This window comes from Burkholderia sp. BCC1985, assembly GCF_905339915.1.
Lineage (GTDB): Bacteria > Pseudomonadota > Gammaproteobacteria > Burkholderiales > Burkholderiaceae > Burkholderia.
This window is the reverse complement of sequence record NZ_CAJPGY010000022.1, coordinates 27,001-53,161: the sequence shown is the minus strand read 5'-3', so window position 1 is coordinate 53,161 and position 26,161 is coordinate 27,001. Positions and strand designations below refer to the sequence as shown.

31 protein-coding genes and 1 pseudogene are annotated in these 26,161 nt (G+C 67.0%); 8 read left to right on the top strand and 24 right to left on the bottom strand.

The genetic code is table 11. The annotated features are described in order from the left end of the window. Positions 1-57: 57 nt before the first annotated feature. A pseudogene (locus U4Z31_RS22560) lies at positions 58-366 on the bottom strand (ABC transporter ATP-binding protein); the annotation flags it as partial. A gap of 128 nt (positions 367-494) precedes the next feature. Between U4Z31_RS22560 and U4Z31_RS22555 the strand changes: the two are divergent. Beyond that, complete coding sequence (locus U4Z31_RS22555) at positions 495-803, top strand: VF_A0006 family four-cysteine protein (protein WP_321800731.1); 309 nt, start codon at positions 495-497, stop codon at positions 801-803. Positions 804-912: 109 nt separating this feature from the next. Here U4Z31_RS22555 and U4Z31_RS22550 read toward each other — a convergent pair whose 3' ends face one another. Further along, entirely contained in the window at positions 913-1,728 is an 816-nt protein-coding gene (locus U4Z31_RS22550; protein ID WP_044848208.1) for a MetQ/NlpA family ABC transporter substrate-binding protein, read from the bottom strand. A 245-nt stretch (positions 1,729-1,973) separates the two neighbouring features. Between U4Z31_RS22550 and U4Z31_RS22545 the strand changes: the two genes are divergently transcribed. Next, positions 1,974-2,264 (top strand): YciI family protein, encoded by a 291-nt coding sequence (locus U4Z31_RS22545; protein WP_044848209.1) that lies wholly within the window; start codon positions 1,974-1,976, stop codon positions 2,262-2,264. A gap of 158 nt (positions 2,265-2,422) precedes the next feature. Here U4Z31_RS22545 and U4Z31_RS22540 read toward each other — a convergent pair whose 3' ends face one another. The 5 genes from U4Z31_RS22540 to U4Z31_RS22520 are packed head-to-tail and all read right to left on the bottom strand — an operon-like array spanning position 2,423 to position 6,505. Continuing rightward, positions 2,423-3,040, bottom strand: a complete 618-nt coding sequence (locus U4Z31_RS22540; RefSeq protein ID WP_321811409.1) for an SCO family protein — start codon at positions 3,038-3,040, stop codon at positions 2,423-2,425. A gap of 18 nt (positions 3,041-3,058) precedes the next feature. Continuing rightward, complete coding sequence (gene cyoE, locus U4Z31_RS22535) at positions 3,059-3,961, bottom strand: heme o synthase (protein WP_006477738.1); 903 nt, start codon at positions 3,959-3,961, stop codon at positions 3,059-3,061. Between the two features lie 8 nt (positions 3,962-3,969). Further along, entirely contained in the window at positions 3,970-5,082 is a 1,113-nt protein-coding gene (locus U4Z31_RS22530; protein ID WP_321811408.1) for a COX15/CtaA family protein, read from the bottom strand. A 25-nt stretch (positions 5,083-5,107) separates the two neighbouring features. Next, the gene (locus tag U4Z31_RS22525) at positions 5,108-5,734 is read right to left on the bottom strand and encodes an SCO family protein (protein WP_124486530.1); all 627 of its coding nucleotides are present in this window, start codon (positions 5,732-5,734) and stop codon (positions 5,108-5,110) included. 60 nt (positions 5,735-5,794) lie between these two features. Further along, complete coding sequence (locus U4Z31_RS22520; protein WP_321811407.1) at positions 5,795-6,505, bottom strand: SURF1 family protein; 711 nt, start codon at positions 6,503-6,505, stop codon at positions 5,795-5,797. Between the two features lie 84 nt (positions 6,506-6,589). On the opposite strand from U4Z31_RS22520, the gene U4Z31_RS22515 reads away from it, so the two are divergent. Continuing rightward, complete coding sequence (locus tag U4Z31_RS22515) at positions 6,590-6,799, top strand: twin transmembrane helix small protein (protein ID WP_044848213.1); 210 nt, start codon at positions 6,590-6,592, stop codon at positions 6,797-6,799. Between the two features lie 185 nt (positions 6,800-6,984). On the opposite strand, the gene U4Z31_RS22510 is transcribed toward U4Z31_RS22515, so the two are convergent. The 8 genes from U4Z31_RS22510 to U4Z31_RS22475 all read right to left on the bottom strand — a co-directional run bounded on the left by U4Z31_RS22510 (position 6,985) and on the right by U4Z31_RS22475 (position 14,059). Next, positions 6,985-7,842, bottom strand: a complete 858-nt coding sequence (locus U4Z31_RS22510; protein WP_044848214.1) for a cytochrome c oxidase subunit 3 — start codon at positions 7,840-7,842, stop codon at positions 6,985-6,987. A gap of 138 nt (positions 7,843-7,980) precedes the next feature. Next, positions 7,981-8,199 (bottom strand): DUF2970 domain-containing protein, encoded by a 219-nt coding sequence (locus tag U4Z31_RS22505; protein ID WP_321811406.1) that lies wholly within the window; start codon positions 8,197-8,199, stop codon positions 7,981-7,983. Next, entirely contained in the window at positions 8,196-8,804 is a 609-nt protein-coding gene (locus U4Z31_RS22500) for a cytochrome c oxidase assembly protein (protein ID WP_044848216.1), read from the bottom strand. Before U4Z31_RS22500 ends, U4Z31_RS22505 begins: the two co-directional genes overlap by 4 nt. A gap of 37 nt (positions 8,805-8,841) precedes the next feature. Beyond that, positions 8,842-8,982, bottom strand: a complete 141-nt coding sequence (locus tag U4Z31_RS22495) for a cytochrome oxidase small assembly protein (RefSeq protein WP_027789063.1) — start codon at positions 8,980-8,982, stop codon at positions 8,842-8,844. A gap of 91 nt (positions 8,983-9,073) precedes the next feature. Next, positions 9,074-10,681, bottom strand: a complete 1,608-nt coding sequence (gene ctaD, locus U4Z31_RS22490) for a cytochrome c oxidase subunit I (protein ID WP_044848217.1) — start codon at positions 10,679-10,681, stop codon at positions 9,074-9,076. Between the two features lie 43 nt (positions 10,682-10,724). Beyond that, positions 10,725-12,320 (bottom strand): cytochrome c oxidase subunit II, encoded by a 1,596-nt coding sequence (gene coxB, locus U4Z31_RS22485; RefSeq protein WP_124486532.1) that lies wholly within the window; start codon positions 12,318-12,320, stop codon positions 10,725-10,727. Between the two features lie 56 nt (positions 12,321-12,376). Further along, on the bottom strand, positions 12,377-12,898 hold the full coding sequence (locus U4Z31_RS22480) for a DUF2244 domain-containing protein (RefSeq protein ID WP_044848219.1): 522 nt from the start codon (positions 12,896-12,898) through the stop codon (positions 12,377-12,379). Positions 12,899-13,093: 195 nt separating this feature from the next. Next, on the bottom strand, positions 13,094-14,059 hold the full coding sequence (locus tag U4Z31_RS22475) for a methyltransferase domain-containing protein (RefSeq protein ID WP_044848220.1): 966 nt from the start codon (positions 14,057-14,059) through the stop codon (positions 13,094-13,096). Positions 14,060-14,142: 83 nt separating this feature from the next. On the opposite strand from U4Z31_RS22475, the gene U4Z31_RS22470 reads away from it, so the two are divergent. Together U4Z31_RS22470 and trmL are read left to right on the top strand one after the other, a co-directional pair. Continuing rightward, positions 14,143-14,955: a ComF family protein gene (locus U4Z31_RS22470; RefSeq protein WP_321811405.1), complete on the top strand. Its 813-nt coding sequence runs from the start codon at positions 14,143-14,145 to the stop codon at positions 14,953-14,955. 107 nt (positions 14,956-15,062) lie between these two features. Then, positions 15,063-15,533 (top strand): tRNA (uridine(34)/cytosine(34)/5-carboxymethylaminomethyluridine(34)-2'-O)-methyltransferase TrmL, encoded by a 471-nt coding sequence (gene trmL, locus U4Z31_RS22465; protein ID WP_321806818.1) that lies wholly within the window; start codon positions 15,063-15,065, stop codon positions 15,531-15,533. 30 nt (positions 15,534-15,563) lie between these two features. Here the strand turns inward: trmL and U4Z31_RS22460 are convergent, their stop codons facing one another. The 5 genes from U4Z31_RS22460 to U4Z31_RS22440 all read right to left on the bottom strand — a co-directional run bounded on the left by U4Z31_RS22460 (position 15,564) and on the right by U4Z31_RS22440 (position 18,499). Next, complete coding sequence (locus U4Z31_RS22460) at positions 15,564-16,088, bottom strand: O-acetyl-ADP-ribose deacetylase (RefSeq protein WP_321811404.1); 525 nt, start codon at positions 16,086-16,088, stop codon at positions 15,564-15,566. Positions 16,089-16,207: 119 nt separating this feature from the next. After that, positions 16,208-17,206: an NAD(P)H-dependent glycerol-3-phosphate dehydrogenase gene (locus U4Z31_RS22455; RefSeq protein WP_321811403.1), complete on the bottom strand. Its 999-nt coding sequence runs from the start codon at positions 17,204-17,206 to the stop codon at positions 16,208-16,210. 26 nt (positions 17,207-17,232) lie between these two features. Further along, a complete protein-coding gene (gene secB / locus U4Z31_RS22450) occupies positions 17,233-17,712 on the bottom strand; it encodes a protein-export chaperone SecB (protein ID WP_011658008.1) in 480 nt (159 codons plus the stop codon). A 107-nt stretch (positions 17,713-17,819) separates the two neighbouring features. Further along, the gene (gene grxC, locus U4Z31_RS22445) at positions 17,820-18,080 is read right to left on the bottom strand and encodes a glutaredoxin 3 (protein ID WP_044848224.1); all 261 of its coding nucleotides are present in this window, start codon (positions 18,078-18,080) and stop codon (positions 17,820-17,822) included. Beyond that, entirely contained in the window at positions 18,077-18,499 is a 423-nt protein-coding gene (locus tag U4Z31_RS22440; RefSeq protein WP_044848225.1) for a rhodanese-like domain-containing protein, read from the bottom strand. Before U4Z31_RS22440 ends, grxC begins: the two co-directional genes overlap by 4 nt. Before the next feature lie 136 nt (positions 18,500-18,635). On the opposite strand from U4Z31_RS22440, the gene gpmA reads away from it, so the two are divergent. The 3 genes from gpmA to U4Z31_RS22425 all read left to right on the top strand — a co-directional run bounded on the left by gpmA (position 18,636) and on the right by U4Z31_RS22425 (position 22,053). Beyond that, positions 18,636-19,382 (top strand): 2,3-diphosphoglycerate-dependent phosphoglycerate mutase, encoded by a 747-nt coding sequence (gene gpmA, locus U4Z31_RS22435; RefSeq protein WP_044848226.1) that lies wholly within the window; start codon positions 18,636-18,638, stop codon positions 19,380-19,382. A gap of 244 nt (positions 19,383-19,626) precedes the next feature. Further along, positions 19,627-21,168 (top strand): S41 family peptidase, encoded by a 1,542-nt coding sequence (locus tag U4Z31_RS22430; RefSeq protein WP_321800708.1) that lies wholly within the window; start codon positions 19,627-19,629, stop codon positions 21,166-21,168. Between the two features lie 132 nt (positions 21,169-21,300). After that, positions 21,301-22,053, top strand: a complete 753-nt coding sequence (locus U4Z31_RS22425) for a HesA/MoeB/ThiF family protein (protein WP_044848228.1) — start codon at positions 21,301-21,303, stop codon at positions 22,051-22,053. A 100-nt stretch (positions 22,054-22,153) separates the two neighbouring features. Here U4Z31_RS22425 and ptsP read toward each other — a convergent pair whose 3' ends face one another. From ptsP to gshB, 4 genes are all read right to left on the bottom strand, one after another. Beyond that, on the bottom strand, positions 22,154-23,926 hold the full coding sequence (gene ptsP / locus U4Z31_RS22420) for a phosphoenolpyruvate--protein phosphotransferase (protein ID WP_044848237.1): 1,773 nt from the start codon (positions 23,924-23,926) through the stop codon (positions 22,154-22,156). A gap of 208 nt (positions 23,927-24,134) precedes the next feature. Then, the gene (locus tag U4Z31_RS22415) at positions 24,135-24,404 is read right to left on the bottom strand and encodes an HPr family phosphocarrier protein (RefSeq protein ID WP_006752075.1); all 270 of its coding nucleotides are present in this window, start codon (positions 24,402-24,404) and stop codon (positions 24,135-24,137) included. 74 nt (positions 24,405-24,478) lie between these two features. After that, positions 24,479-24,949, bottom strand: coding sequence for a PTS sugar transporter subunit IIA (locus tag U4Z31_RS22410; RefSeq protein WP_044848229.1), 471 nt, complete (start codon positions 24,947-24,949; stop codon positions 24,479-24,481). Between the two features lie 231 nt (positions 24,950-25,180). Continuing rightward, positions 25,181-26,137 carry a glutathione synthase gene (gene gshB, locus U4Z31_RS22405; RefSeq protein ID WP_321811402.1) on the bottom strand — a complete coding sequence of 319 codons (957 nt, stop codon included), beginning with the start codon at positions 26,135-26,137 and terminating at the stop codon, positions 25,181-25,183. Positions 26,138-26,161 lie beyond the last annotated feature (24 nt).

The window sequence follows — 26,161 nt, the reverse complement described above, 5'->3', positions numbered from 1 at the left end:
GATGACTGAATCCGGCGCGATGCTGCCCCTGCATCGCGCCGGCCCACCTGCCGCACATCAGCCGAGCAGCAACGCGTCGTCGTCGAACTGCTCGTGCCGCACCTTCTCGAACATCTGCAGCAGGTCCGGCACGTCGAGCACGACCTGCCCCTGATGCAGTATCACCGTGCGGTCTCCGTAGTCGAGCGCCTGCCGCACGCTGTGTGTCACCATCATCGTCGTGAGCTTGCTCTCGGTGACGATGCGCGCGGTCAGCTCCAGCACGAACGCGGCCGTCTTCGGGTCGAGCGCGGCCGTGCGCCCGTCGAGCAGCAGGATCCGCGACGGCCGCAGCGATGCCATCAGCAGGCTCACCGCCTGCCGCCGCGCCACTGCGAAGCGCGCACGACTCCCGGCCGGCGGCGCTCCGCACCGCCCCCGGCGCAACGCATCAGCCGCCCTTTCCGCTTTACGTTATGCTGTCCGCCGACCCGATCCACACCATCGGAGGGCCTATGAAACGGGGGATCCGTGCGATCGCATGCGCGGCCGTCGCGCTAACGCTGCCGGGTGCGGCATTCGCGCTGACCGACGGCTACGCGCAATACGACGACTGCATGCTGGGCGCGCTGCGCGAGAGCCGCAACGGCGTGGCCGCGCAGCTGATCCAGCGCTCGTGCGACGCGCTGTACCGCAACAACGCGATGCTGCTGCCGCGCGAGCGGCGCTTCCACGAGTGCGTCGTGCAGTCGCTGCCGGGCGTGCGCGACAACTACGCGATCCAGCAGATCATGGCGATCTGCTCGCGGCGCGGCGAGATGTGAGCCCGCGCTGAACGCCGCGCGCCGCGCAATGGTCTGCCGGCCGCACCAACGAAAAAGGCCTGCGCGATGCAGGCCTCTTCGTTTCAACGGTCCGACCGGTGTGCGGCGTTCAGAACGACGCAACCATCGAGCCCTTGAACTGCTTCTTGATGAATTCCCGCACTTCCGCCGACTGGTACGCCTTGACCAGCTTCTTCACCCACGGCTGATCCTTGTCCTTCGCGCGCACGGCGATCAGGTTCGCATACGGGCTCGTCAGCGATTCGAGCGCGATCGCGTCCTTGGTCGGCTGCAGGTTCGCGGCGAGCGCGTAGTTCGTGTTGATCACGGCGGCGTCGACGTCCGACAGCACGCGCGGCAGTTGCGCGGCGTCCAGCTCGGAGATCTTCAGCTTCTTCGGGTTCTCGGCGATGTCGAGCACCGTCGCGTTGTTGCCGCCCGTGCCGGCGCCCGTCTTCAGCTTGATCACGCCTTGCGTCTGCAGCAGCAGCAGCGCGCGGTTCTCGTTCGACGGATCGTTCGGCACCGCGAGCTTCGCGCCTTGCGGCAGGTCCTTCAGCGCCTTGAACTTCTTCGAGTACACGCCGATCGGCGAGATGTAGGTCAGGCCCGCGCTGACGATCTTGTAGCCGCGCTGCTTCACCTGGCTGTCGAGGTAGGGCTGGTGCTGGAAGCTGTTCGCGTCGAGGTCGCCCGAGTCGAGCGCCGCGTTCGGCTGCACGTAGTCGTTGAACTCGATGACCTTCACGTTCAGGCCTTCCTTCTCCTTCGCGACCTTCTGCACGACCTGCCACACTTCCGCATCCGGGCCGGCCACCGTGCCGACCTTGATGACCTTGTCCTCGGCGTGCGCGCCCGCCGACAGCGTCAGCGCGGCACCGGTGGCCAGCACGGAAAATACCTTCAGGAGACTGCGACGCTTCATCTGTTTCTCGCTTTCTTGCTAACTGAAAATGGGGCGCGATACGGGTATCCCCGGACTCGCAGGAAGGGGCAAATGGTGTCACAGGATCGGCCGGAAGTGAAATACATCCCGCTCATATGGGTATGCACCGCGGCGGTGCTGGTGGACGATGCGCGACGACGGCCGGCACGACAGGGAACGGCCGCTGTGCTAAAAAGACCGGCCGACCGGCACACCACGCGCCGGCGACAATTCCAGGGCCATCCATGTACGTCATCGACATCCACTACAACGCATCGCTCGAGCGCATCGACGATGCACTCGAACGCCACCGTGCGTATCTGCAGCCGCTGTTCGAGCGCGGCATCTTCATCGCGGCGGGGCCGAAGGTGCCGCGCGAAGGCGGCGTGATCCTCGCGGCCCGCATCGACCGCGACGAACTGGACGCGATCCTCGAGACCGATCCGTTCGTGACCGAAGGGCTCGCGACGTATCGCGTGACGGAATTCCGGATCACGCGTGCCGCGCAAGGCTTCAACGTGCCGGCGCTGCCGTAACGCGCGCAAGCGCGTCAGCGCACGAATGTTCATACGCAGCCGCCCCGCGAGGCGGCGCATGCAGATCGAGGGGAAGAAGGAGGAATGCGTGACGGCGCGTCGCGGCCGTCACGCGTAGCGCCAGGCGAGCGCCCGGGCGAACCTGCGGCGTACGCCGTTCAGTCGACCAGCAGCTTCAGGTCGTGGACCCACGGGCCGGGGCCCTGGCCGTCGCGCACGAACAGGCGCAGCTTGCCGTCGCGATCGAACACGTAGCTCGCGGCGGTGTGATCCATCGTGTAGCTGCCGGGCGTCTTGCCGGGCACCTTCGCGTAGTACACGCGGAAATCCTTCGTGACCTTCTTGAGCGCCGCCTCGTCGGCCGGCCGCAGCCCGATGAACGACGGATCGAACGCGGGCACGTACTGGCCGAGCAGCGCGGGCGTGTCGCGCTCCGGATCGATGGTGACGAACAGCACCTGCACGCGCTTCGCGGCATCGGGGCCGAGCTGCTTCAGCGCTTCGGACAGTTCGGCCATCGTCGTCGGACATACGTCCGGGCAGTGCGTATAGCCGAAGAACACCACGACCGCCCGGCCCTTGAAGTCGCCGAGCGTGCGCACCTTGCCCGCCGTATCCGGCAGCGAGAAATCGCTGCCGAACTGCGTGTTGCCGGTGATGTCGAGATTCTGGAATTTCGGCGCGTTGTCGCAGCCGGCGAGCAGTGTGGCTGCCGCGAATGCGGACGCGAGCATCCAGCCTTGGCGCGCGCGGCGCCCGAACCATGAATGGAGCATTGCGTTCAAACCGTGCGGTTACACGCCGAGCAACGGGCGCGCATAGTGATCGACGAGCAGCGCGGCGAACAGCAGCGACAGGTAGACGATCGAGTAACGGAAAGCCTTGCGGGCGAGTTCGTCCGAATAGTCGCGATGGATCTTCCACGCATACGCGAGGAACACCGCGCCGAGCAGCACCGCGCTCGTCAGGTAGACGGCGCCGCTCATCCCGGAGATGAACGGCATCAGCGTGACCGCGAACAGGATCACCGTGTACAGCAGGATGTGCAGCCGCGTGAACTTCTCGCCGTGCGTGACGGGCAGCATCGGCAGGCCCGCGTTTTCGTAGTCCTTGCGGCGATAGAGCGCCAGCACCCAGAAATGCGGCGGCGTCCACACGAAGATGATCAGCACGAGGATCCACGCGTCGCCGGGCACCGCGCCGGTGACCGCGGCCCAGCCGAGCGCCGGCGGCATCGCGCCCGATGCGCCGCCGATCACGATGTTCTGCGGCGTCATCGGCTTGAGCAGCAGCGTGTAGATCACCGCGTAGCCGACGAACGTCGCGATCGTCAGCCACATCGTCAGCGGGTTCGTGAAGGTATAGAGCGTCCATGCGCCGACGCTGCCCAGCACGGCCGAGAACAGCAGGATCTGCGGCGTCGTGATCTCGCCGCGCGCGGACGGACGCCACGCGGTACGGCGCATCATCGCGTCGATCTTCTGCTCGACGAGGCAGTTGATCGCGAACGCGGCGCCGGCCAGCAGCCAGATGCCGACCGTGCCGCCGATCAGCACATGCCACGGCACCATGCCCGGCGTCGCGAGAAACATGCCGATCACCGCGCAGAACACCGCGAGCTGCGTGACACGCGGCTTCGTCAGCGCCATGTACTGCGAGAACCGGCTACCGGGCGATTGGGAAAGGGTGCTTTGCATGGGGACGGTCACGCCGGGGCGGCGTCGCGCGCGGGCTGCACGACACGGCCGGGGCGGCTTGAAAGGATGCGAAAGTTTAACATGACGACGAGCAGCAGCAGGATCGCGGCGCCGCCGTTGTGCGCGACGGCGACCGGCAGCGGCCACTGCAGCACGATGTTGGTCAGGCCCGTCAGGAACTGCAGCAGAACCACCAGCAGCACGCCGTTCGCGGGCCGACGCAGCGACTCGAAGCGGCGCATCTTCAGCGCGAACGCGACCAGGTACGCGACGACGACGAACGCGAACGTGCGGTGGGTCCAGTGGATCGCGACCAGCGCATCCTGCGTGATCGCGTCGCCGTCCTTCGTCATGCCGAGCGCGCGCCACAGATGGAAGCCCTGACCGAAGTTCATCGGCGGCATCCACTGACCGTTGCAGGTCGGGAAGTCGGTACACGCGAGCACCGCGTAGTTGGTGCTCACCCAGCCGCCGAGCGCGATCTGCACGACCAGCAGCACCAGCGCCGCGAGCGCGGCCGCGCGGTAGCGGCCGGCCTCCGGGTCATGCGACGGCAGCGGCGTCTGCCGCGCCGCGAGCCAGCCGAGCGTGCCGAGCAGCATGAGGCCGAGCAGCAGGTGGGTCGTGACGATCACCGGCTGCAGCTTCATCGTGACCGTCCACGCGCCGAACACGCCCTGCACGACGATCAGCAGCAAGAGGCTCATCGGCCACCACGGCGACACGTGCAGCGGGCGGCGGCGCAGCCGCGCGGACCAGGCGATCACGACCTGCGCGATGATCAGCACGCCGATCGCCATCGCGAAATAGCGGTGGATCATCTCGATCCACGCCTTCGTCATGCTGACGGGGCCGGTCGGCATCGCCCGGTGCGCGGCCGTGATCGCGGCGTGCGCGATGAACGGCGACGACGTGCCGTAGCAGCCGGGCCAGTCGGGGCAGCCGAGGCCCGAATCGGTCAGCCGCGTGAAGCCGCCGAACATCACCAGGTCGAGGGTCAGGAACGTGGTGATCCACACCAGCTTGCGGAACTTGTCGTCGTCGGCCTTCACCCACACGTACGACAGCGGCAGCAGCGCGATGCAGAGGCCGATCAGGCCGAGTTGCAGTAGATACGACATCGAATGGTTGCCTCGTCGTCTCGCCTTAGCCGATGCTCGACCACTTCAGCAGCTTGGTCACGTCCGACTTGATCTTGCTGGGATTCGGGTCCTTCGGGAAACGCATCATCAGGTTGCCGTTCGGATCGACCATGTAGAGGTGGTCGCTGTCCTTCGTGCCGGCGTCGGCCGGCAGCCATGCAGCCACCGCGGCCGGATCGGCGACCAGCCGGCGCGTGTCCGGATAGGCTTCCAGAACCTTCTGCGGAATCGCGCCCGCATCGCTGCGCAGCCACACCATCGTGATCCGGTGCCGCTCGCCCGCCTGCGTGACGCGGATCTGGCGCATGAAGTAGAGCTTTTGCGCGCATGCATCGTCGCACGCGCTGCGGTCGGTCATCACGAACAGCCACACGCCGCGCAGCGACGACAGCGGCACCGTCTTGCCGGTTTCGTCGGTGACCTGCAGGTCGGCAGGGATCGGCCGCTGCGGCTCGATCAGCGTGCCGTAGTTGGTCGAGCCGCCCTTCGGCTTGATCACGTAATAGGTGAAGTACGACGCGATGATCGGCGCCGCGCACACGAGACCCAGCAGCACGAGCATCCAGCGGCCGCGCTTGCGGGCCGCGGGCGAGATCGGCGCGGCGGCCGGACCCTGACGGGAAGATTGCATGGACAAATCAGACCTCTCGAAACGAACCCGCGGCGCGTGCGCCGCGTCCTGCCATGGCGCTCACGCGCCGGCCGACTTCTTCGCCGCACGCCGCGCGGCGTACAGGCCGAAGCCGAGCGCGACCGCCGCCATGGCCCACCACTGAAACATGTAACCGTAATTGCGCTCGACGCCGGTCGTCGCCGCCGGCCAGTCGCGCACGAGCTTGTCGCCGTCGTCGCTCGTCTGCTGGATCACGAACGGCTGCAGCGGCAGCCCCGTTTCCTTCGCATACGCGGCGACGTCCAGGTTCTGCCGGATCTTCTGGTGCGCGGCCGAGCCGCCTTCGCCGAGCTCGAACGCGCGCGACGCGTCGGCGCGCGCGATGCCTTCGATCTCGATCTCGCCGCCGGGCGTCGGGAACGGCTCGATCGCCGTGCGATCGGCGATGTTGCGCGGCAGCCAGCCGCGGTTCACCAGCACGGCGCCGCCGCCCGTGAGTTTAAACGGCATCACGACGTAAAAACCCGGCTGGTCGTTATACGGCCGATTGTCGAGGAACACCGCCTGCTCCGGCAGGAAGCGGCCCTTCGCCCGCACGCGGTGGAACTCGATCGACGCGAGCGGAATCGGCTGCGCGCCGACGTCGACCGGCGCCGCGTGCTCGTAACGCACGACGTTCGCCTGCAGCGCTTCCTTCTGGTGCGCGCGCTCGCGCTGCCAGAACCCGAGGCGAATCGTGACCGCGACGACGACGAGAATCAGCAGCGCAGGCAGCCAGCGGATCTTCATCGGGCCACCCGCGAGGCGCATTCGCGAAAGCGAAGTGCGATAATTATCCTCTTCCTTTCGAATTGCCGTCGTCCGGTTCGTGTCATGCACATCCTCGTTCCCATCGCCTTCGTCCTCATCGTCGCCAGCATGGGCTCGGCGCTCTACTTCATGATGCAAGACCGCGGCCATACGAAACGCATGGTGTGGTCGCTTGCCACCCGTGTCGGGCTGTCGATCTCGCTGTTCCTGTTCATCCTGTTCGCGAACTGGATGGGCTGGATCCATTCGACCGGCCTGCCGATCGGGCGTTGATGCCTTCACCGCGCCGGCCTCTATAACGCTGTGACATTTCGCCGCACAGCGGCGCTACCAAGCAAAAGCGCCGCCTGACTGAGTCGCGGCGGCGCCGGATTGGCGTTGAGCGCAAGCAGCCGGCCGCTGCCCCGTCCCCGCCAATGAAAACGGCCCGCGCATCGGTGCGCGGGCCGTTGTTGCATTTACAGCCAGTAGACGACGACGTACAGGCCGAGCCAGACGACGTCGACGAAGTGCCAGTACCACGCGGCGCCTTCGAATGCGAAGTGATGATCCGGCTTGAAGTGGCCGCGGATCATCCGCACCAGCACCACCGCGAGCATCGTGCCGCCGAGGAACACGTGGAAGCCGTGGAAGCCCGTCAGCAGGAAGAACGTCGAGCCGTACACGCCCGAATTCAGCGTCAGGTTCAGTTCGTTGTACGCGTGGTAGTACTCGAAGCCCTGCGTGAACAGGAAGCAGACGCCGAGCACGAGCGTCGCGGCCAGCCACGCGATCGCCTTGTTGCGATGATTGTCGCGCAGCGCGTGGTGCGACACCGTCAGCGTCGCGCCCGACGACAGCAGCAGCGCCGTGTTCAGCGTCGGGATCGGCCACGGGCCCATCGTCTTGAAGTGACCGGCGAGCGCGGCCGGGCCTTCGTTCGGCCACACGGCGGAGAAATCCGGCCAGATCAGCTTGTAGTCGAGGCTGCCGAGCTGGTGCAGCGCGATTTCACGCGCGTAGAACAGCGCGCCGAAGAATGCGCCGAAGAACATGACTTCGGAGAAGATGAACCAGCTCATGCTCCAGCGGTACGACTTGTCGACGTTCTTGCCGTAATGACCGCCTTCCGATTCGGCGATCGAATCGCCGAACCAGTGGTACAGCGTGAAGAGCAACCACAGCAGGCCGAGCAGCGCCGTGTACGGAGCCCAGTCGTGACCGTTGATCCACAGCGCCACCGACGCGAGCATGACCAGCAGGCCGCAGGCCGCGCTGATCGGATGCTGCGACGGATGCGGCACGAAATAGTACGGGGTCTGGTTTTGACCGCTCATGCTTGATTCTCCACTTCAGTCCAATTTGTGTACCGGAAACCGCTCCGGCTTTATTTCTTGCACGGCACGACCGCCGCCGCTCTTTCCCGCACGCAGCGCCCGGGCGCTACGCACTGCATTCTTTCGTGGCCGCGAGCCTCAGCCCACGACCGCACGCACGATCAGGATCAGCACGCCGATGAACACACCGGCCGCGATCAACGCGACGATCAGCACGTGCAGCGGATTGAGCTGCGTCGCGTCGGCCTCCAGGTCGCGCCGCTTGCGCACCCCGAAGAACGACCACAACACCGCTCGCAACGCCTGGCCGAACGACCCGCTCCGCTTGGTCTCTGTCACTGCCGTCTCCGTCGTCATGCGTCCGGCTTCGCGTCGCCCTGCGCCGCCGTCTTGCGCGGTGCCGGCGCCGGCGCGGCCGGCGTGTTCAGCTCGAAGAACGTGTACGACAGCGTGATCGTCTTCACGTCCTTCGGCAGCTTCGGATCGATCACGAACACCACCTGCATCTTGCGCGACTCGTTCGCAGCCAGCGTCTGCTGCGTGAAGCAAAAACACTCGATCTTCTTGAAGAACTCCGTCGCCTGCTTCGGCGCGTAGCTCGGAATCGCCTGCGCCACCACCGGCCGGCCCTGCCCGTTGGTCACGTCGTATACGATCGTCGTCAGCTCGCCCGGATGCACGTCGAGGCTGTTGCGCTCCGGCTTGAAACCGAGCGGGCCGCGCGCATTCGCATCGAACTCGACCGACACCGTGCGGCTCATGTCGACCTGCGAGTTCTTCACCTCGCGTTCGCTGACATCGCGCTGCACCAGGTTGTTGATGCCGGTGATCTGGCAGATCGCGCGATACATCGGAATCAGCGCGAAGCCGAAGCCGAACATCAGTCCGGCCACGACGAAGAGCTTCACCAGCATCGAACGATTGAATGCGCGATCGACGGCGCCCTCTTCCGGCTTCGACATACGACGACTTCCTCGCTACTGCGTCAGTTACTGCATATCAGTGAGTGGACAGCCACCACTGCTTGATCACGACACCCACAAAAAAAACGGCGGCGATGACGAGCAGGATGAGGCCGAGCCGCTTGTTGCCCGCGCGAATCTGCTCGGGCGTTCGTCTTTGTTGTGGATTCCGGTTCATCTGAAACTTCGCTGAAACTTCGCTGATACATCGATCCGGCGCCCGCCGCGCCTGCCTGCGCGGCAGGCAGCGGCGGAACGCCGGGTGAAACTTATTCGACGTGCGGCGGTTGTTCGAACGTGTGGAAGGGAGCCGGGCTCGGCACCGTCCACTCGAGACCCGTCGCGCCATCCCACGGCTTGTCCGACGCCTTTTCCAGGTCGCCGCCGCCACGGTAGGCCGGCAGCGCGACCGCGAACAGGAAGTACACCTGCGCGAGGCCGAAGCCGAATGCGCCGATCGTCGCCACCTGGTTGAAGTCCGTGAACTGCGCCGGGTAGTCCGCATAACGACGCGGCATGCCCGCGAGACCGACGAAGTGCATCGGGAAGAACGTCAGGTTGAAGAAGATCATCGACGACCAGAAGTGGATCTTGCCGCGCGTCTCGTTGTACATCCAGCCCGTCCACTTCGGCGCCCAGTAGTACCAGCCCGAGAACAGCGCGAACAGGGAGCCTGCCACCAGCACGTAGTGGAAGTGCGCCACCACGAAGTAGGTGCCGTGGTACTGGATGTCGAGCGGTGCCATCGCCAGCATCAGGCCCGTCAGGCCGCCGAACGTGAACACGAACAGGAAGCCGATCGCGAACAGCATCGGGGTTTCGAACGTCATCGAGCCGCGCCACATCGTCGCGAGCCAGTTGAACACCTTCACGCCCGTCGGCACCGCGATCAGCATCGTCGCGTACATGAAGAACAGCTGGCCGGTGACCGGCATGCCCGTGGCGAACATGTGGTGCGCCCAGACCATGAACGACAGGATCGCGATCGACGCCGTCGCATACACCATCGAGCTATAGCCGAACAGCGTCTTGCGTGCGAACGCCGGGATCACCTGCGACACGATCCCGAACGCCGGCAGAATCATGATGTACACCTCGGGATGGCCGAAGAACCAGAAGATGTGCTGGTACATCACCGGGTCGCCGCCGCCTGCCGCGTTGAAGAACGACGTGCCGAAGTGGCGGTCGAACAGCACCATCGTGATCGCGCCTGCCAGAACCGGCATCACGGCGATCAGCAGGTACGCGGTGATCAGCCAGGTCCATGCGAACATCGGCATCTTCATCAGCGTCATGCCCGGTGCGCGCATGTTCAGGATCGTCACGACGATGTTGATCCCGCCCATGATCGACGACGCGCCCATGATGTGGACCGCGAAGATCGCGAAGTCCATGCCCGGGCCCATCTGCGTCGACAGCGGTGCGTACAGCGTCCAGCCGGCAGCCGTCGCGCCGCCCGGCGCGAAGAACGAACCGACCAGCAGCACGGCCGCGACCGGCAGCAGCCAGAAGCTGAAGTTGTTCATCCGCGCGAACGCCATGTCGGACGCGCCGATCTGCAGCGGAATCATCCAGTTCGCGAAGCCGACGAACGCCGGCATGATCGCGCCGAACACCATGATCAGGCCGTGCATCGTCGTGAGTTCGTTGAAGAACTCCGGACGCATGATCTGCAGGCCCGGCTCGAACAGCTCGGCACGGATGCCGAGTGCCATCACGCCGCCCGACAGGAACATGATGAACGAGAACAGCAGGTACAGCGTACCGATGTCCTTGTGGTTGGTGGCGAACAGCCAGCGCCGCCAGCCGTGCGGCATTTCGTGCGCGTGGTCGTCGTGCGCGTGGTCCGCGGCTACGTCGTGCCCGATGCTAGACATGAGAATCTCCTAATGCGAATACGTCGACTAACTCAGCGACACGTCAAGCCGCCGGCCCGATCTCGACCCGCCGGGCTTCCTTCGCGTCAGCCCCGCCCGTGATCGTTTCCGGCTTTTTGAGAATAATGTGGTCTTCCGCCACGCCTGCTGCCTTCAGCGCGTCGCGCACGGCCTGTGCACGATGCTTGGCCAGTTCGGCGTTCGCGTCGGCCGAGCCCGTCTTGTCGGTGAAACCCGACAGCGCGAGCTTCGCGTCCGGATGTGCCTTCGCATAGTCGGCCGCTGCGGCGATCGCCGCCTTCGCGTCGGCCGGCAGCACGCTCTTGCCCGTTTCGAAGTAGATCGTCGACACAGCCGCCGATGCCGACGCTGCCGCCGGTTGCTCGGCCGCACCCGACGCGGCTTGCGCCGGTGCCGAGGCCGCTTCGGCCGGCGCCGCGGCGCCCGCCACGTCTTCCGGCATCTTGCCGTTGCGCGCGTCGGTCACTTGCTTCGGCTGCAGCAGGTCGTTCTTGTGGTTGCCCCACGAGTTGCGCTCGTACGTGATGACCGATGCGATGTCGAGGTCCGACAGCGACGCCCACGACGGCATCGCACCCTTGCCGTGCAGCACACGCTCGACGTGGCCGGCGATCGGGCCGTTCACGATCGGGCTGCCGTCCATCGCCGGGAAGGCGCCGAGGCCCTTGCCGTTCACCTGGTGGCAGGCCGCGCAGTTCGCCTTGTAGACTTCCTCGCCGTGCGCGACGAGTTCGGCCATCGTGTAAACCTTGTTCGGATCGACCGACGCGCTGGCCAGCTTGGCCTTCTGCGCGCTCACCCACTTCGCGTAGTCGTCGTCCGACAGCACCACGACCACGACCGGCATGAACGCGTGTTCCTTGCCGCACAGTTCGGTACAGAAGCCGCGGAACGTGCCGACCTTGTCGGCCTTGAACCACGTATCGCGCACGAAGCCGGGGATCGCATCCTGCTTCACGCCGAACGCCGGCACGTACCACGAGTGAACGACGTCGTTCGCGGTCGTGATGATGCGGATCTTCTTGTTGACCGGCACGACGAGCGGGTTGTCGACTTCCTGCAGGTAGGTCTCGGTGATCGGCTTCTTGCCCATCACTTCGTCACGCGGGGTGCTGAGCGTCGACAGGAAGCTGATGCCCTCGCCCGGCCCCTTCACGTAGTCGTAGCCCCACTTCCACTGGTAGCCGGTGACCTTGATCGTGAGATCGGCGTTGGTCGTGTCCTTCATCGCGACGACGGCCTTCGTGGCCGGCAGCGCCATCAGCACGACGATGATGAACGGCACGATCGTCCAGATGATTTCGACGGTCGTGCTTTCATGGAAATTGGCGGCCTTGTGGCCTTTGGATTTGCGGTGCGCGAAGATCGAATAGAACATCACGCCGAACACGCCGACGAAGATCACCGTACACAGGATCAGCATCATCGTGTGGAGATCGTAGAGCTCCTCGGCGATCTTCGTGACAGGCGGCTGAAAGTTGATCTCGTTGACGCGGGGGCCGCCCGGGCTATCACCGACCGCCAGAGCCGCGCCGGCAAAGAGCAATCCGCTGCATGCCAGCACGCCCGTGAGGGCTCGCTTGATTGTTTTCATAGCATCCTTACCCAAAATTTCCATTCAAACCCTCCCCCGTCGCAAGGCGCCGGCCTGTTCCGGCCGGTGCCCGCGCCTCGTCAGCCGCAGCGCCTGAGCGACACGCGCAGTTCGTCGGCGAACTGCGCACGCTTGTGCTGCGCGAGATGCTGCCCGATTACGACGGTCTGCCCGCGCGATACCAGTCGAATCGGATCGCGTGGCGTCGCACCCGGCTCGACCCGCACCCAGCGCGGATTGAATTCGATCTGCGTGAGCCGCTCCGCATCCATCCGCTCGATCACGAGCCGGTGCGGAAACAGCCTGATGCGCTCGTAATCGACCGCATGACGGGCATGGATCGCAAACGCGACGCCGACCGCCAGCAATTCGATTCCCGTGAAGGGCATGACGAGCCAAGCCCCCCGCCACATCAGCACTGCCGCGATCACCAGCGAGAAGCCCGCGAGCGACGCGTAAAACAGCACGAACTGGCGCGGCGACACCGAACAGTTGCGTTTCATGAGCCAGTCTTCGAGGACCGGTTCATCGTTCGTCTCCGCCGACACCCTTGCTGCTTCCATCGCCGCCTCACGCGAATGGCATGCGATGCATGCCTGCATCGGACTCGTCGGCCCGTATTGCGGGGACCCCGGGACGACAAGCTGACGCATTATAGGCGGGTTCAATGGCATCCACAAGCAAGCGGCTATCGGCCCGCGAGCCAAGCGCCACAAGCTTCCCGGCCGTTTTTGGCGTCTATTCGACCCCGCTTTGCGCCGCTAATTTCAGACATAACAAAACCCCTCTTTACCGCTTTACCGATTCTTCGGACGCCCCTTTCCGATATCTTCGATGCGCACGATGCCGTGCCCCTCGGCGGTCGTGCGCGGCACGGCCTTCCATGCGTGGCCGTAGATCACCTCGAACGTCAGGGCAATCGTGCCGTCCGCGCGCCGGCGCGCTTCCAGCGCGTCGCCGAGCGCCGCGCGAAAGCGCCGCGCCGCGTGCTGCGGCACCGCGCGATCGAACGGATAGGCGCCCCAGCGGCGCACGTCGGCCAGCAGGGAATCGGGGGTCTTGTACGTGACGGTCAGCACTTCCTGGTCCATCACCGGAATCTCGAAGCCGCTCTCGACGAGCATGTCGCCGAGGTCGTGCATGTCGACGAAATCGACGACGCGCGCGGCCGGCGGTGCAATGCCGAGCGCCGCTTCGGCGTCTGCGCAGGCCGCGCGCAGCTCGCGCAGCGTGTCGGGGCCGAGCGTGCTGAACATCAGCAGGCCGTTCACGCGCAGCACGCGCTGCCATTCAGGGAACACCGTATCGGGACGCGAATGCCAGTGCAGCGCGAGATTCGACCAGATCAGGTCGAACGCGCCGGCCGCGAACGGCAGCACCGAGAAGTCGGCCTGCGCGACGCGCGGGCCGCGCTGGCCCAGCGCCCGGCCGAGCGACGCGGGCAGCCAGCGGCGCCAGCTCGCCTGCTCGACCTCGCGCTGGCCCGCCCGTGCGAGCATCGCGCCGGACAGGTCGACGCCGAACACCGGGGCTTCGGGAAAGCGCGCGCGCAGCGCCGGCAGGTCGTCGCCCGGGCCGCAGCCTGCGTCGAGCACGGCCGCGGGGCTCACCTTGATGTATTCGAGGCGCTCGTTCATCCGCTGCGCGATCTCGCGCGGCAGGAACGCGACCGCGTCGAACGTGGCGGCGCGGCGATCGAAGATCCGCCGCAGACGCCGGGCGTCATTGGCCGGACGGCCGGTTGAAGTCGAAGCTGGGGACATGTCGGGCACACTGGCGAAGAGCCCGAAGTATACTCGCTCGCCTCGTAGCCTTCATCGAGACGGGGCCGCCAGGAGTGTTCGCGATGGATCGCAGTTCCGCCCCGCGCCCGATGCGCGTCGTTTTGTCGCAGGTTCGCGCGCTGGCCGTGCGCGTCGTCGCACTCGCCTTGCCGAATCGGTGCGCTCTGTGCGGCAATTTGTCACATCCGGTGATTTGCAGCGCTTGCGACGCCGCGTACTGGAACGAAGCGCGGCTGCGCTGCGACGTCTGCGCGGTGCCGCTGGGCGTCGGGCGGCCGCGGCCGCGCGCAGCCCGCGGCCGGCACGGCGGCGCCGGTTCGGCGTCCGCGTACCGGTGCGAAGCATGCCGCGCGACGCCGCCGCCGTTCGAGGCGACGCTCGCGCTCGCCGATTACCGCGCCCCGCTCGACGGGCTCGCGCGCGGCCTGAAGTTTCATGCGCGGCTCGCGCTCGGCGCCGAATTCGCGGCCCGGCTCGCACAGCGGATCGACGACACGGACGCGCTGCGCGCCACCGGCGGCTTCGACGTGATCGCACCGGTGCCGTTGTCGCACGGGCGGCTCGTCGCGCGCGGCTACAACCAGGCGTGGGCGATCGCGCGGCCGCTCGCGCGCCGGCTCGGCGTGCGCGCCGACGCGGCGCTGCTGGCACGCGTGGCCGAAACCGCGCCGCAGTCGCGGCTCGACCGGCGCGCGCGGCGCGACAACGTGCGCGCGGCGTTCGCGGTGGCGGGCGACCTCACCGGCCGCCACGTGGCACTCGTCGACGACGTGATGACGTCCGGCGCGACGCTCGCGGCGGCCGCGCAGGCATTGAAGGCGGCGGGCGCCGCACGCGTGACGAATCTGGTTGCGCTGCGCACCGCCAGGGATTAATTAGATAGAGAGGCCGGCCGCCCGCGCGCGGCGCCGGCCGTCACGAACCGGCCGGCCGGGACGGAGTGCACGCCGCTTCGCCCCGGCCGGCCCAGCCAGACCCAACCATGTTCAACGTCGTCCTCGTCGCCCCCGAAATTCCGCCGAACACCGGCAACGTGATCCGCCTGTGCGCCAACACCGGCGCGCGCCTGCACCTGATCGAGCCGCTCGGCTTTCCGCTCGACGACGCGAAGATGCGCCGCGCGGGCCTCGACTATCACGAGTACGCGGAAATGCGCGTGCATCGCGACTGGGACGCGTTCGTCGCGACCGAAGCACCCGATCCCGCGCGGATGTTCGCGTTCACGACCCGTGGCTCGGGCCGCTTCCATGACCATGCATTCGTGCCGGGCGACTGGTTCGTGTTCGGCTCGGAAACACGCGGCCTGCCGGCCGAGGTGCTCGAACGCTTCCCGAACGAACAACGCGTGCGCCTGCCGATGCGGCCGGGCAACCGCAGCCTGAACCTGTCGAACACGGTGGCGGTGGTCGTGTTCGAGGCGTGGCGCCAGGCCGGCTTCGAAGGCGGCGCCTGACGCGCCCGCGCGGCCGGATCCACTCACGCGCTAGGTACGCGCGAGCCGCGCGCGATACAGGTCGTAGATGTCGGATGAAAAGCACGCGAACACCACGCGTGCGAGGTTCGGCGCCTGCGGCAGCATTTCGGCGACCGTGCCGACCGCGATGTCGACGGCCTCCTCGGCCGGATAGCGGTACACGCCGCAGCTGATGGCCGGGAATGCGATCGAGGTTGCCGCAACCTCCTCGGCCAGCTCGATCGCACGCCGGTAGCATGCCGCGAGCAGCTCGGGCTCGCCGCGCCCGCCGCCGTGCCACACCGGGCCGACCGCATGAATCACGTACCGGGCCGGCAGCCCGTGGCCGCGCGTGAGCTTCGCGTCGCCGGTCTCGCAGCCGCCGAGCGTGCGGCACTCGGCGAGCAGGCCCGGGCCGGCCGCGCGATGGATCGCGCCGTCGACCCCGCCGCCGCCGAGCAGCGAACCGTTCGCAGCGTTGACGATCACGTCGACGTCGAGCGTCGTGATATCGACGCGTTGCGCGTCGAGCGTGGTGGAACCGATCTGCAGCATGACACCCTCCCGAAACGCCGGAGACGGTTCAAGCGTAGTGCGCTTTGGCGCCGCCCGCTTTGCGCGAGCCCGCCCGGCCGCAAAAAATCGGTGTGATTCGTCGATGTGATTCGTCGGCGTTATTCGGCGCGCGCGTCGCGCCGCAGCAGGCCGCTGACCGCATCGCGCGGTGCGACGCCGTCGAACAGCACACCGCACACGGCTTCGGTGATCGGCATTTCGATCGCCTGTGCGCGCGCGAGCGCGAGCACGGCCTGTGCGCAGCGCACGCCTTCGGCCACATGGCCGAGCGCGCCGAGGATGTCGTTCAGCGAGCGGCCGGCCGCCAGTTGCAGGCCGACCGTGCGATTGCGCGACAGGTCGCCCGTCGCGGTGAGGATCAGGTCGCCGAGGCCCGTGAGGCCCGTGAAGGTCTCCGCGCGGCCGCCGAGCGCGACGCCGAGCCGCGACATTTCGGCGAGACCGCGCGTGACCAGCGCGGCGCGCGCGTTCAGCCCGAGCCCGAGGCCGTCGGCGATGCCGGTCGCGATCGCCAGCACGTTCTTCACCGCGCCGCCGACCTCGACGCCGACCACGTCGTCACCCGTATAGATCCGCATCGCGCCGTGATGGAACGCGGCGAGCGTGCGCTCGCGGCATTCGGCGGACGTGCTCGCGACCGTCAGCGCGACGGGCAGCGCGAGCCCGACCTCGCGGGCGAAGCTCGGCCCCGACAGCACGCCGTTGCTGTGCTGCCCCGGCAGCTCGGCCGCGATCACCTGGTGCGGCAGCAGATGCGTGTCGGCCTCGAAGCCCTTGCAGACCCACACGACATGCGCGGGCACGCAGCCCGCGTCGCGCATCGCGCCGAACAGCGTGCGCAGCCCGGCCACGGGTGCGGCGATCACGCACAGCGCGTCGTCCGCGGCGCCGTGCGCGAGCGCCGCGACGAGATCGGCGTCGTAGCGCAGCGCATCGGGCAGCGCGATGCCGTCCAGATAGCGGGAATTTTCGTGCCGGGCCTGCAGCCCGGCGATCAGCGCGGCGTCGCGCGCCCAGAGAAGCGTATCGTGCCGCGCGGCCAGATGGCCCGCGAGCGCGGTGCCCCAGGCACCGGCGCCGAGAACGGCTACTTTCATACCCAGCACCGGTCCGGAGTAAAACGTCAGTTCAGCGTCGTGCCGTTCGGCGCGCCTGCCGCACCGGCCTGCTGCTGAAGCTGCGCGAGACGCTGCTCGTACAGCGCCTGGAAGTTGATTTCCGCCAGGTGGATCGGCGGGAAGCCCGCACGCGTGATCGCGTCGGCGATGTTCGAGCGCAGGTACGGGAACAGGATCGTCGGGCAGGCGATGCCGACGAGCGGGTCGAGCTGTTCGTCGGGAATGTTGCGAATGTCGAAAATGCCGGCCTGCTTCGCTTCGATCAGGAACGCGACCTTGTCCTTCACCTTCGCGGTGACGGTGCCCGACACGACGACTTCGAAGACGCTTTCCGCGAGACGTTCGGCCTTGACGTCGACTTCGACTTCAACCGACGGCATGTCCTGCTCGAGGAAGATCGCCGGCGAATTCGGCTGCTCGAGCGACATATCCTTCAGGTAGACGCGCTGGATGTTGAAGAACGGTTGGTTTTCGACGTCGGACATGGTGTTTCCCTAAAAGTGGTGACGCGGCGGCCCGGCTTCACGCCGGCCGCCTCGGTTGAATCCTGCGCGCTCATGCCGCGGCGCGGCCGGCGGCCATTCTGCCCTAATCAGGCCGCTTGCAGAAGCGGCACGAGCCCGCCTTCGCGGTCGAGCTTCGACAGATCGTCGTAGCCGCCGACGTGCGTGTCGCCTATGTAGATTTGCGGGACCGTGCGACGGCCGGTGCGCGTCATCATTTCCTCACGGCGGGCCGGATCGCGGTCGATCAGCACCTTTTCGATCTGCTCGACGCCGCGCAGCTTCAGCAGGCGCTCGGCCTGAATGCAATACGGACACACCTGCGTGCTGTACATCAAAACCTTGCTCACTTCGCCACTCCTTGTTTGACGACCGGCATCCCGGCCTGCTGCCAGGCGGCGACGCCGCCCTCGAGCACATGTACCTCGGCATAGCCTGCCGCCTCGACCTCGCGCGCCGCCTTCTGCGACTGCTGGCCGTTCTGGCAGACGAGCAGCACGGGGGTGCTCTTGTTTTTCGCAACCTGCGCAATTTTCGCGCCGATCTCGCCGGCGGCGAGCTGGCGCGCCGACGGCAGGTGGCCGGCGGCGAAGTCGGACGCGGTACGCAGGTCGATCACGACCGCGTTGCGGCGATTGATGAGCTGCGTCGCCTCCGCGGCCGACAGGCCGCCGCGGCCGCGGCGCAGGGCCGGCCATGCGAGCAGGCCGCCGGAAACCAGAAGGATCGCGATAAGGGCCAGGTTCGTGTAATTGGTAAAGAACGTCACGGAATGCCGCCGGAAAAAGAGAAATCGGATGAGGACAATCGCGCCATTATAAAATAACCGCCTTGCGCGATGGCGGACCCGGGCCGGGTACCGCGCGACGCGCCCCGCTTCCCTATCACTACCGACCGCAAGATCCATGTACAAACTCGTTCTCATCCGCCACGGCGAATCGACGTGGAACAAGGAAAACCGCTTCACCGGCTGGGTCGACGTCGACCTGACCGAACAGGGTCGCAACGAGGCCTACCAGGCCGGCGAATTGCTCAAGGAGGCCGGCTACACGTTCGACATCGCCTACACGTCGGTGCTCAAGCGCGCGATCCGCACGCTGTGGCACGTGCAGGACAAGATGGACCTGATGTACCTGCCGGTCGTCCACTCGTGGCGCCTGAACGAGCGCCACTACGGCGCGCTGTCGGGCCTGAACAAGGCGGAAACGGCCGCCAAGTTCGGCGACGAGCAGGTGCTCGTGTGGCGCCGCAGCTACGACACGCCGCCGCCGGCGCTCGAGCCGACCGACGAGCGCGCGCCGTTCGACGATCCGCGCTACGCGAAGGTGCCGCGCGAGCAGCTGCCGCTCACCGAATGCCTGAAGGACACGGTCGCGCGCGTGCTGCCGCTGTGGAACGAGTCGATCGCGCCGGCCGTCCGTGCGGGCAAGCAGGTGCTGATCGCCGCGCACGGCAACTCGCTGCGCGCGCTGATCAAGTACCTCGACGGCATCTCGGACAGCGACATCGTCGGCCTGAACATCCCGAACGGCGTGCCGCTCGTGTATGAGCTCGACGAGAACCTGAAGCCGATCACGCACTACTATCTGGGCGACCAGGACGCGATCGCGAAGGCGCAGGCCGCCGTCGCGAAGCAGGGCAAGGCGGGCTGATACCCGTCGTGCCGGGCGGGCCGCCTCGCGCGGCCTGCCCGGCCGCTCCGGCGCGCGGGCGCGAACCTTCGCGGCCCCGGTGCTGTCGAACCCGCTTTCGAATCCGCTGCGCATCCGGCGCCCCCGCCGGGACCGGGCTCCCGGACCATTTCGCACCGGTCCACTGAGCAATCGGGCGAACAGTTATACTTGTCCGCTACATCCCCGCTACCGCCACGCGCTTCCCGACCGCACCAGACTCTCTATGCGAATGAAATTGAAGAACATCGGCCTGATTGCCGCGGGCCTCGCCACGGGCGTATTCGCCACGCTGCAGGTTTCGGCATCGGCCGAGCAGACCGCCACGGCACCGCTTCCCCTCGACCAGCTCCGCCTGTTCGCGGAAGTGTTCGGCCAGATCAAGCGCGAGTACGTCGAGCCGGTCGACGACAAGAAGCTGCTGACGGCGGCGATCAAGGGCATGGTGTCGAGCCTCGACCCGCACTCGTCGTTCCTCGACAAGACCGACTACGACGAGCTGCAGGAGCAGACCAAGGGCCGCTTCGCGGGCCTCGGCATCGAGATCTCGCAGGAAGACGGCCTCGTCAAGGTGATCTCGCCGATCGAAGATACACCCGCGTTCCGCGCCGGCATCCGTCCGGGCGACCTGATCACGCGCATCAACGACAAGCCGGTGCGCGGCATGACGCTCGACAAGGCCGTCAAGCAGATGCGCGGCGAGCCGGGCACCAAGGTCACGCTGACGATCTTCCGCAAGAGCGACGACCGCACGTTCCCGATCACGGTCACGCGCGCGATCATCAGGGTCCAGAGCGTGAAGATGAAGCTGCTCGACCCGGGCTACGCGTATATCCGGATCACGAGCTTCCAGGAGCGCACGACGCCCGATCTCGCCGCGAAGCTGCAGGACATCGCGCGCCAGCAGCCGAACCTGAAGGGCCTGATCGTCGACCTGCGCAACAACGGCGGCGGCCTGCTGCAGAGCGCGGTCGGCGTCGCCGGCGCGTTCCTGCCGCCCGACTCCGTCGTCGTGTCGACCAACGGCCAGATCCCGGATTCGAAGCAGGTCTACCGCGATACCTACGACAATTACCGCCTGCCGTCCTTCGACGGCGATCCGCTGAAGAGCCTGCCGCCGATCTTCAAGACCGTGCCGATGGTCGTGCTGACGAACGCTTACTCGGCGTCCGCGTCGGAGATCGTCGCCGGCGCGCTGCAGGATTCGAAGCGCGCGCAGATCATGGGCAAGACGACGTTCGGCAAGGGCTCGGTGCAGACGGTCCGTCCGATGACGGCCGACACCGCGCTGCGCCTGACGACCGCCTACTACTACACGCCGAGCGGCCGTTCGATCCAGAACAAGGGCATCACGCCCGACGTGCCGGTCGATCAGTATGCGGACGGCGATCCGGACGACGTGCTCGTGACGCGCGAGGTCGACTACACGAACCACCTCGCGAACACGCAGGATCCGAACGAGAAGAAGGAACAGGAAGAGCGCGAGCAGCGCCGGATGGATCAGCTGCGCGTCCTCGAGGAGCAGAACGACAAGAAGACGCCGGAGCAACGCCAGAAGGACCGCGATCGCAAGCCGATCGAGTTCGGCAGCGCCGACGACTTCATGATGCAGCAGGCGCTCAACAAGCTCGAAGGCAAGACGGTGCAGGAATCGAAGTCGCTGCTCGCCGAGAGCACGACGAAGAGCCCTGCAACCAAGGCCGCGTCCCCCGCGAAGGCGTCGGGCGCGAAGGCCGCCGCACCGAAGCCCGCGTCGGCACCGCAGTAAGCGCCGGCCGGCATCCGACGGGCCATCGCGGGAAGACCGCGATGGCCCGTTTTTCATGTGCGCCTAGAATATGCAGATGGACGCAGAGGCGTCCGCGCCGCCGCCGGCGGCATGCCTCACCCGACCTCTCCCATGAACGACGATCAACTCCTCCGCTACTCCCGCCACATCCTCGTCGATGAAATCGGCATCGAGGCGCAGCAGCGCTTCCTCGACGCGCATGCGATCGTCGTCGGTGCCGGCGGTCTCGGCTCGCCGGCCGCGATGTATCTCGCGGCGTCCGGGGTCGGCACGATCACGCTCGTCGACGCCGACACGGTCGATCTCACGAACCTGCAGCGGCAGATCCTGCACGTGACGGCCTCGGTCGGCCGCAGCAAGGTCGAATCGGGGCGCGACGCGCTCGCGCAGCTGAACCCGGAAGTGACCGTGCATGCGGTCGCGGCGCGCGTCGACGATGCATGGCTCGACGCGCACGTGCCGCAGGCGACCGTCGTGCTCGACTGCACCGACAACTTCGCGACGCGCCATGCGATCAACCGCGCGTGCGTCGCGCACGGCGTGCCGCTCGTGTCGGGCGCCGCGCTGCGCTTCGACGGCCAGATCAGCACGTTCGACTTCCGCGACCCGGCCGCGCCCTGTTACGCGTGCGTGTTTCCGGAGGACCAGCCGTTCGAGGAAGTCGCGTGCGCGACGATGGGCGTGTTCGCGCCGACGGTCGGGATCATCGGCGCGATGCAGGCCGCCGAAGCGCTGCGCGTGATCGGCGCGATCGGCACGACGCTCAACGGGCGGCTGATGATGCTCGATTCGCTGCGGATGGAATGGACGACGATGAAGATCGCGCGCCAGGCCGACTGCCCCGTGTGCCAGGGCCGGCACTGACGCGCGCGGGATGCATGAACGCATGCGCCGGGCGGCGCATGCGCGACGTTTCGCTACCTTCGCGACGCGCGCGACGGTTTCGCCGCGCAGTCCGCGCCGCCTAGGCGGCCGCGTCCGCGCGCGGTTCCGCGACCGACAGGCGCTTGAGCGCCGCCTGCACTTCCTCCGGCTCGAACGCGGCCAGCACGTCGGCCGTCGGCTTCTCGAGCGCCTTCAGGTGCGCGCGCAGGATCTCCTGCTTCACGACCAGCAACTGGCTCGGGTGCATCGAGAACTCGGTGAGCCCCATCCCGAGCAACAGGCGCGTGAGCGCCGGATCGCCCGCCATCTCCCCGCACACCGACACCGACACGCCCGCGCGCTTCGCTTCGCGCAGCGTATAGGCGATCAGGTGCAGCACCGCCGGATGCAGCGGGTCGTACAGGTGGGCGACCGCATTGTCCGCGCGGTCGATCGCGAGCGTGTACTGGATCAGGTCGTTCGTGCCGATCGACAGGAAATCGAAGCGCTTCAGGAACAGCGGCAGCGCGATCGCCGCGGCCGGGATCTCGATCATCGCGCCGACGCGCACGTTCGGATCGTATGCGAGCCCCGCGTCGTCGAGCTGGCGCTTCGCCTCGCGGATCAGGTCGAGCGTCTGGTCGATCTCCTGCGCGTGCGCGAGCATCGGGATCAGGATCTTCACCTGCCCGAACGCGGACGCGCGCAGGATCGCGCGCAGCTGCGTGAGGAACATCTGCGGCTCGGACAGGCTCCAGCGGATTGCACGCAGGCCGAGCGCCGGGTTCGGCGCCGTCTCGTAGCCTTCGTCGAGCGCCTCGAGCGGCTTGTCCGCGCCGACGTCGATCGTGCGGATCGTCACCGGCATGCCCTTCATCCACTCGACCGCGCGCTTGTACGCGGCGAACTGCTCCTCCTCCTCGGGCATCTCCTTCTGATGCATGAACAGGAACTCGGAGCGGAACAGCCCGACGCCGACCGCGCCGGCCTCGACCGCCGCCTTCGCGTCGTCGGGCAGCTCGATGTTCGCGTAGAGGTCGATCTTCGTGCCGCACAGGGTTTGCGTCGGCGAGAACTTCAGGCGCTGCAGCTTGCGCTGTTCGAGCAGCTTCTCGGACTGGCGGTACGAATATTCCTCGAGGACGATCGGCGCGGGATCGACGATCACGATCCCCTGGTCGCCGTCGACGATGATCAGGTCGTCCTGGCGGATCAGCGAACTCGCATGCTGGACGCCGACCGCGGCCGGAATGCCGAGGCTGCGCGCGACGATCGCCGTGTGCGACGTGCGGCCGCCGAGGTCGGTGACGAACGCCTGGAACGACTGCGTCTTGAACTGCATCATGTCGGCCGGCGCGATGTCGTGCGCGACGACGATCATCTCGTTCGTACCGTTCTTGGCCGCGCGATCGAGCGCCTGCGACGCCGACGGCGCACCGGCGAGCGCCTTCAGCACGCGCTCGACCACCTGCTCGATGTCGGCCTTGCGCTCGCGCAGGTATTCATCCTCGATATCGTCGAAGTGGCGCGTGAGCAGCTCGAGCTGCTCGGTCAGCGCCCATTCGACGTTGTAGCGTCGCGTGCGGACCAGGTCGATGGTTTCCTGCACGAGCATCGCGTCGCTCAGGATCATCGCGTGGACGTCGATGAACGCGCCCACTTCGGTCGGGGTGTCGTCGGTCAGGTCGGCGCGCAGCGCCTCGAGTTCGCGATGCACGACCTCGCGCGCCGTGCTGAAACGCTCGACCTCGGCGTCGATCTGGTTCGCCTCGACCAGGTAATGGGCGACGTCGAGCGCCGCCGGCGCGATCAGATACGCTCGCCCGATCGCGATACCACGTGAGACGGGAATGCCATGCAGCGTGAAGGACACGCGCACCTCCTCTGTACATGTAAAGCCGCGGCACACTGCTGCGATGCGCTTATGACCCCGGTTAGCGATTATAAATTCCGCACCTCCGTGCTGGCTGCATGCAGCGCAGCATTGCGATTTCCGCATCAATGCTACGGACGAAAAAAATGCCGCGACATACGCGGCATTCTGCTTCGAAACGGCAACGATCGCGGGGCAGCCCCCCCGATCACTGACCTTCGCCGAACTTGTCCGCGATCAGCTTGAGCAACGCGTCCATCGCCTCGCGCTCGTCCGGACCTTCGGTCTCGATCGTCACGCTGCTGCCGATGCCCGCCGCGAGCATCATCACGCCCATGATGCTTTTCGCGTTGATCTTGCGTCCGTTGCGCGTCATCCAGACTTCCGACTGGAAGTTGCCGGCCAGTTGCGTAAGCTTGGCCGATGCGCGCGCATGGAGCCCCAATTTGTTGACGATGGTGGTTTCTTGTTGAAGCATGATTCTCGGTCGGGTCGGTCGAGGCCGCCGGCGACGTGCGTCGGCGGGTCGGTCTAAAACGGAAAACGGGACGGTCAGTGCGATTCGGTGCGCGGTTGCGGCTCGGGCGGAATCGGCGCGCACTGGCCGCAGCCGGTTTCCGAAGGCGGCGGCGGCGTGCCGGCAGACACCTCGTGGACGCCCTTCGCGCCGCCGGACAGCGCCTTGTCGACGAGCTTGTCGAGCGGCACGGTACGGTAGCAGACGGCGCGCACCAGCATCGGCAGGTTCACGCCGGCCAGCACGCGCACGTTGTCGAGCTTCGCGAGCTGGCCCGCGATGTTCGCGGGCGTCGCGCCGTACATGTCGGTCAGCACGACGACGCCGTTCTCTTCCCTGAGCCGCGCGAGCTCCGCGTGCGCGAACGCCATCACCTGGGTCGGGTCGCTGTCCGCCAGCACGTCGATACAGCCGATGCGCGCGGGCACGCCGCCGTAGATGTGCGCGATGCAGTCCCGCAGCGCGGTGGCGAGCGGCGCGTGCGCGATGATCAGAATCCCGGCCATGTCAGACTGCCCCCGGCCGCCCTTGGCGGGCCGACGCCCCGCAGCGGGGCAACGAGCATAGCGAGTATGGGAAACGTTTCATGTTCAGCCTTGCAACGGTTTCGGCCCGACCGCCGGGCCTTCGGCGCGCTGGTCGCGGCACCGGGCAAGCGGGCATTGTAGCAGGCCGGTCGAACCGCTCCGGCGACGGGGGGCCTGCGCGGCCGCCGCCGGGCTTGCGCGGAAAGCGGGCTATGCGGCCGCCCGCTCCAGCGCGTCGATGAACATCGCGGCGACGTCGAAACCCGTCTGCTCCATGATTTCGCGGAAGCACGTCGGGCTCGTCACGTTCACCTCGGTCAGCCAGTCGCCGATCGCGTCGAGCCCGACCAGCAGCAGCCCGCGCGCGGCGAGCACCGGCCCGAGCGTCGCGGCGATCTCGCGGTCGCGCGGCGTCAGCGGCTGCGCGACGCCGAGCCCGCCCGCGGCGAGATTGCCGCGCACCTCGCTGCCCTGCGGAATCCGCGCGAGCGAATACGGCACCGGCTCGCCGGCGATCAGCAGAATGCGCTTGTCGCCCGCCGTGATCTCCGGAATGAACTTCTGGATCATCAGCGAGCGCGTGCCGTCGTGGCCGAGCATCTCGATGATCGCGCCGAGATTCATCCCGTCGGCCTTCACGCGGAACACGCCCATCCCGCCCATGCCGTCGAGCGGCTTCACGATCACGTCGCCATGCTCGGCATGGAACGCACGCAAGCGCGCGGCGTCGCGCGTGACGAGCGTCGGCGCGACGAACTGCGGAAACTCGCCGATCGCGAGCTTCTCCGAGTGATCGCGGATCGACTGGGGCTTGTTGAACACGCGCGCGCCCGCCCGTTCGGCAAGCTCGAGCATCCAGGTGGCCGTCACGTATTCCATGTCGAACGGCGGATCCTTGCGCATCAGCACCGCGCCGAACGACGTCAGCTGACGCGATTCGTGCGCGGCCGCCTCGAACCACGGATGGCGATGCAGGTCGACCGTGTCGCCGACGATCGTCACGCGCTGCACGTCCGCCTCGACGCCCGAGCCCGTCCATGCGAGCTGGTGCGGCTGGCACGCGTACACCGCATGCCCGCGCCGCGCGGCCTCCGCCATCATCGCGTAGGTCGAATCCTTGTAGATCTTGAAGCGCTCGAGCGGGTCGGCGATAAAGAGAATGTCCATGCGGGTCCTGTACGTAGCGAAGCC